We start from the raw sequence: 4,525 nt of genomic DNA on the forward strand, positions 1-4,525 counted from the left end.
CGGGCCTGGGCATCGGTGACATGATCACCGACGGCATCAAGTCGCTCGCTCCTACCGCGGCCTTACTGTTCTTCGCCATCATCTTCTTCGGCATCATGATCGACGTCGGACTGTTCGACCCGCTGGTGAAGGGGATCCTGAAGCTCGTCAAGAACGATCCGATGAAGCTGGTCGTCGGTACCGCAGTTCTCGCGATGGTCGTCTCGCTCGACGGTGACGGATCGACGACGTTCATCATCGTGACCTCGGCGATGTTGCCGCTCTACCTGAAACTCGGTGTGAGCCCGGTCATCCTGACCGTCATTGCGGGATTGGCCAACGGAACGATGAACATCATTCCGTGGGGTGGCCCCACCGTGCGTGCAGCATCAGCGCTCGGCATTTCGCCCTCCGAGGTATTCATCCCGATGGTGCCGTCCCTCATCGTCGGCTTGATCATCGTGCTGGCGTTCTCAGTCCACCTCGGCATCATGGAGCGTCGCCGCATCGGATCGCTCGTCTACGATCGCCAGCTGGTGAAGCAGGGTGCGTCGACGGACACCACCACGGGCAGCGGCGGAAACGCCGGCACCGGCGGCGGTGACGGCAGCGCAGGCCAGTTCATCGACGGCCTCGACCCCAACCGGAACACTCTGCGGCCGAAGCTGCTGTGGTTCAACGCAACTCTGACGGTTGTTCTGCTCGTGGTTCTCGTCATGGACATCCTTCCCATCCCGGTTCTGTTCATGATCGCCGCATCCATCGCACTTGCAGTGAACTTCCCGAAGGTCAAGGAGCAGGGCGAAGCCATCGCACGGCATTCCTCGTCGATCGTCTCCGTGGTCGCCATGGTTCTCGCTGCTGCGATTCTCACCGGCGTCTTCCAAGGAACCGGCATGGTCGAAGCAATGGCCGAGTGGCTTCTCAACGTCATCCCGTCGGGAATGGGTCCGTACCTCGCCGTCATCACCGGTGTACTGTCCCTCCCCTTCACGTTCTTCATGACGAACGATGCGTTCTACTTCGGAATTCTGCCGGTGCTCAGCGAAACTGCGGCGCAGTACGGCATCGAGCCCGTCGAGATGGCGCGTGCATCGATCACCGGCCAGGCGTTCCACCTGCAGAGCCCACTGGTTCCCGCAATTCTGTTGCTGGTCACTCTCGCGGGTGTCTCACTCGCCGACCACCACAAGAAGGTCCTGTGGCGTGCCGCCGTCATCTCACTCACCATGCTGGTCGTCGGTGTCGCCCTCGGGCAGATCCCGTTCGGCTGACCCCTACCTCACAGTTCGAAAGGCACACCATGTCCGTCGTAGTAATCCACAACCAATCCGATGAGGGCCGTAGCGCACTCGAAGCCGGCATCCGTGAAGCGGAAAGTCGCGGAGCCGAACTCGTTGTCGTCCATGCACTGTCGGGCTCCCCCGACGCTCGTGCCCAGGCGCAAGAGCTCGCCGCCGTCGAAACCGCAGTTCATGCTCTGGCTCCGGACGCCCGCGTCGAAGCTGCTCTTCCCGATCCCGACGCCACCAGCACCCTCCTCACACTCGTCGACAAGGTCGACGCCGAGCTGGTCGTCATCGGATCACGCCACCGCAGTGCCGTCGGCAAGTTCCTGATGGGTCAGACGGTCCAGCGTCTGCTGCTCGAGATTCCGGTAGAGATACTTCTCGTGAAATCGCGGTAGCAGCTTCGAAGCGGCGGGAGCGGGGCCTGCAGGTTTCGCCACCCCGCCGCTCGGGCACACTCCGAGAACATGAACAATGTCTTCGATAGCACCACACCGCAACCGAATCCGGGGAGGGCGCCGTCATGAGTACGACCACCGTCGACGCCGTTGTCATCGGCGCCGGGCACAACGGCCTCGTCGCCGCTGCCGCACTGGCCGATGCGGGTTGGGACGTGGTCGTTCTGGAGGCAGCGCCGGAGCCCGGAGGTGCGGTCAGGAGCGCGGAACTCGTTCCCGGCTATACGAGCGATCTGTTCAGCGCCTTCTATCCGCTCGGTGCCGCGTCCCCGGCGATGACGTCACTCGAACTCGAACGTCATGGGCTGCGCTGGTGCCGCGCGCCCGCAGCATACGGTCACGCCAGGTTTCCCGCGGACGAGGACGCACCGATAGTGCATGCCGACGTCGCAGACACTGCCGCAGCTCTTTCGGTGTACGACCGCCGCGACGGTGACGCGTGGATCGCCATGTTCGAACAGTGGACCCGAATCAAGAAAGCGCTGCTCGACGCGTTCCTGGGCCCATTTCCGCCGGTACGCGCCGGTGCGTCGCTCGCCCGAACACTCGGCGCGGCCGAGACCCTCCGATTCGCTCGCTTCATGGCCCTGCCTGCGCGGGTCATGGCGCACGAGGCGTTCCACAGCTCCGCCGCACGATGCCTACTCCTCGGAAATGCGATGCATGGCGACGCCCCGCTCGAGGCTGCGGTGAGCGGAGCGATGGGGTACTTGCTGACGATGATGGCGCAGGACGTCGGTTTCCCGGTTCCCGAGGGCGGGTCGAGCGAGCTGACTGCAGCCCTCGTCCGCCGCGCGGGCACAGCCGAAGTGAGATGCAACAGCGAAGTCACCCGAATCGATGTCGCAGGTGGGCGAGCACGATCCGTGCACACCGCATCGGGTGACACCGTCCGAGTACGGCGGGCGATCATCGCCGACGTGTCCGCACCGATCCTGTACGACAAGCTGCTGCCCGACGATGCCATTCCCCCGCGGATGCGCAGAGATCTCGAGAACTTCGAGTGGGACACACCCGTCGTCAAAGTGAACTACGCGCTCGATCGACCGATTCCGTGGCGCTCGAAGAGCCTGTCCCAGGCGGGCACCGTCCACCTCGGGGCAGACGACGACGGACTGTTGCGGTGGACCACCGACCTGGCGACCGGCGTCCTGCCGAAGCGTCCGTTCATGCTGTTCGGTCAGATGACCACAGCAGACCCGACACGGTCACCGAGCGGCACCGAAAGCGCGTGGGCGTACACGCATCTGCCGCGCGGGATCGTCGACAACGCGTCGGCAGACACCATCGCCGAACGGGTGGGCGACGTACTGGAGGAACACGCGCCAGGATTTGCAGCGTCGATCGTCGGCCAGGCCGTTCAGCGTCCCTCGGACTTGTCGGCGGCGAACTCCAGCTTGTATGGCGGCGCAGTCAACGGTGGCACAGCTCAACTGCACCAGCAGCTGATCTTCCGGCCTACCCCCGGCCTCGGACGACCCGAGACACCCGTCGAAGGTCTGTTCCTGGGAAGCTCCTCGGCACACCCGGGAGGCGGGGTGCACGGCGCCGGCGGCATGAATGCGGCCCGTGCTGCGCTGCGTCAACGGGGAGTCCTGGGCGCGGTACGAAAAAAGGTGACCAGTTCCTTGCTGGAACTGGTCACCCGGTAGTTCTGGTGGAACTGCCCTTACAGAGCGCTGTCCACCGTTGTGAAGCGTCGAACGCTGGGCACCACCGAAGTGGCTTCCAGCAGTCGGTGGACTGCGTGTCCCTCTACCAGGCACCAAGTGGTACCGGCCGATTCGACTGTCTCGTCGAGCGCGGTGAACACCGTCAACCCGGCAATTCCGAAGAATCCGACATTCGTGAGGTCGAGAACCAGCCGAACCCCTACGGAGACGCGGCCGCAGATGTAGTCACGCAGAATCGGCGCGCTGCGCATGTCGATGTCCCCGTGAACTCTGACGAGCACGGCGTCGGTGCCTGCACTGACCGACGTGAAGATCGCCCCGGTGGCGGCAACTGCTACCGTACTCTCGGCCATTGCCTTCGACCTGGTGGTGCCTTCGTCATCGAGATTGTGTGGAGTAACAGTCATAGCCATCCCATCGTTGATCGATTGGGAGGAGACCCGCTGTTCGGGTGCTGCAACAGAATTCTGAGGCGAACGAACTGCCCTCTATCTGTCGAGCCACACCGGCGGAGAATCCTCCGACAACGGCTGTTAGCTCAACCAAGAACAACCCTACGCCATTACTACCGGCCCGTATACCTGGGTTTCGACTACCAGGGTTTCGACCCGGTGTGCTCAGGGCACTCGTCGAAGCGATCCGGCAATCGCGGTACAGGGCCGCTGACAATGAATGCCGTCAGGAGGCAGCGACAACCATGACACGTGTGCGGATGGTCAAGAACGGTCCACTCATGGTCGAGGGCCCCGTGGAGATCGAGATGCCCGACGGCCGGATCGTCGAGTCGAATCGAACCACTGTCGCGCTGTGCATGTGCAAGCGCAGCAAGACCTTTCCGCTGTGCGACACGAGCCACCGGACGAGGCGCTAGGCCGTCCAGCGTTGCATCAATGCGTCGCCGAAACGGTCTTCCAGGAACGACAACGCCCGCATACCGAACACGATGTCGGCTTCGAGCTCGGGCTGGGTGGCGATCAGCGATCCGACGACGTCGTGCCGCAGTATCTGTTCGTGCACCGCGTCGGCCTCGACGTGTTCGGCGTAGAAGTGCACGCACTCTTCCGGGGCTTCGAGCCGCCGCAACGCCTCGACCAGCCGCGCAGCCCCGGGAGAGGACGTGATCTCG

6 protein-coding genes are annotated in these 4,525 nt (G+C 63.7%); 4 read left to right on the forward strand and 2 right to left on the reverse strand.

Annotated elements, in window-relative coordinates; genetic code table 11:
• The 3 genes from A2J03_RS13060 to A2J03_RS13070 form a co-directional block, all read left to right on the forward strand.
• The coding region (locus tag A2J03_RS13060; RefSeq protein ID WP_068374434.1) for a CitMHS family transporter at positions 1-1,253 on the forward strand (1,253 nt) is incomplete at its 5' end.
• Between the two features lie 29 nt (positions 1,254-1,282).
• Positions 1,283-1,666 (forward strand): universal stress protein, encoded by a 384-nt coding sequence (locus A2J03_RS13065; protein WP_068374437.1) that lies wholly within the window; start codon positions 1,283-1,285, stop codon positions 1,664-1,666.
• Positions 1,667-1,791: 125 nt separating this feature from the next.
• Entirely contained in the window at positions 1,792-3,378 is a 1,587-nt protein-coding gene (locus A2J03_RS13070; RefSeq protein ID WP_068374439.1) for a phytoene desaturase family protein, read from the forward strand.
• A 17-nt stretch (positions 3,379-3,395) separates the two neighbouring features.
• Here A2J03_RS13070 and A2J03_RS13075 read toward each other — a convergent pair whose 3' ends face one another.
• Positions 3,396-3,806, reverse strand: a complete 411-nt coding sequence (locus A2J03_RS13075; protein WP_068374442.1) for an STAS domain-containing protein — start codon at positions 3,804-3,806, stop codon at positions 3,396-3,398.
• Positions 3,807-4,096: 290 nt separating this feature from the next.
• Here A2J03_RS13075 and A2J03_RS13080 point away from each other — a divergent pair, with 290 nt between their 5' ends.
• Entirely contained in the window at positions 4,097-4,270 is a 174-nt protein-coding gene (locus tag A2J03_RS13080) for a CDGSH iron-sulfur domain-containing protein (protein WP_068374445.1), read from the forward strand.
• On the opposite strand, the gene A2J03_RS13085 is transcribed toward A2J03_RS13080, so the two are convergent.
• Positions 4,267-4,525: iron-containing redox enzyme family protein (locus A2J03_RS13085; RefSeq protein ID WP_197480743.1), on the reverse strand; the 259-nt coding region annotated here is incomplete at its 5' end. The genes A2J03_RS13080 and A2J03_RS13085 overlap by 4 nt on opposite strands.

This window comes from Rhodococcus sp. EPR-157 (assembly GCF_001647195.1).
In the GTDB taxonomy this organism is placed as follows: Bacteria; Actinomycetota; Actinomycetes; order Mycobacteriales; family Mycobacteriaceae; genus Rhodococcoides.